General features: G+C 66.5%; 1 protein-coding gene, 1 tRNA gene and 1 pseudogene. All 3 read left to right on the plus strand.

Translation table 11 applies throughout. From position 1 onward, the window contains the following. Positions 1-25: 25 nt before the first annotated feature. Positions 26-98: transfer RNA gene (locus L332_RS18725), tRNA-Trp, on the plus strand. Between the two features lie 68 nt (positions 99-166). Then, entirely contained in the window at positions 167-433 is a 267-nt protein-coding gene (gene secE, locus L332_RS18730; RefSeq protein ID WP_021064900.1) for a preprotein translocase subunit SecE, read from the plus strand. 120 nt (positions 434-553) lie between these two features. Next, a pseudogene (gene nusG, locus L332_RS18735) lies at positions 554-1,159 on the plus strand (transcription termination/antitermination protein NusG); the annotation flags it as partial. Positions 1,160-1,181: the final 22 nt, after the last annotated feature.

Genomic DNA, 1,181 nt, shown 5'->3' on the forward strand with positions numbered 1-1,181 from the left:
TGACAGCATGGCTCTCCACCCGCCCAGGGCGGTGGCGCAATTGGTAGCGCAGCGGTCTCCAAAACCGCAGGTTGCAGGTTCGAGTCCTGTCCGCCCTGCAGAAGGCGCCGGAACGGCGCTTGACTGGCCTCGGCAGCAGCCGGGCCGAACGAATCGAAGGGTCACCGTGGCTGAGAACGCGATCGAGGAGGCACCCCGCACGCGCGAGGGCGGCTCTCGCAACCCGTTCCTGCGCCTGTGGACCTTCCTCAAGGAAGTCCTGGTCGAGCTCCGCAAGGTCGTCACGCCGACGCGCAAGGAGCTGATCCGCTACACGCTCGTCGTGCTGGTGTTCGTGGTGTTCATGATGCTCCTGGTGTCGGGCCTCGACCTGCTGTTCGGCTCGCTCGTGGGCTGGGTGTTCGGCGACATCCCGCTGTTCGGCCTCGCTTGAGCCCGACGCGGAACGTGAAGGAGAAGGTGGACTGTGTCTGACGTCAACGACCTCGACATCGAGCTGAACAAGGCGCTCGACGACCTCGTCCCGGACGAGGCCAAGCCCGAGGAGCCCGCGACCGACCCCTACGAGGACTTCAAGCGCGAGATGCGCCTCAAGCCCGGCAAGTGGTACGTCATCCACTCGTACGCCGGCTACGAGAAGAAGGTCAAGGCCAACATCGCCTCGCGCGCCGAGAACATGCAGGTCGACGGCATCTACGAGATCCAGGTCCCGACCGAGGACGTGCTGGAGACGAAGAACGGCCAGGCCAAGCGCGTGAACCGCGTGCGCGTGCCCGGCTACGTGCTCTGCCGCATGGACCTGAACGAGGACACCTGGTCGGTCGTGCGCCACACGCCCGGCGTGACCGGCTTCGTGGGCAACGCCCACAACCCGGCCCCGCTGCGCTTCGACGAGGCGTTCACGATGCTCAAGCCCATCGCCGACGAGCAGCTCGCCGAGCAGCAGAAGGCGGCGCCCTCGCAGCAGCCCAACCAGGTCACGGTCGAGGTCGACTTCGAGGTCGGCGAGACCATCACGATCACCGAGGGCTCGTTCGCGGGCTTCCCCGGCACCATCAGCGAGATCCAGCCGGCGAGCCGCAAGCTCACCGTGCTCGTCAGCCTGTTCGAGCGCGAGACTCCGGTCGAGCTCGGCTTCGGCCAGGTCAGCAAGCTCTAGTCCCTCTCAAGAGGGCTGGATG

The organism is Agrococcus pavilionensis RW1 (genome assembly GCF_000400485.1).
Taxonomy (GTDB): domain Bacteria; phylum Actinomycetota; class Actinomycetes; order Actinomycetales; family Microbacteriaceae; genus Agrococcus; species Agrococcus pavilionensis.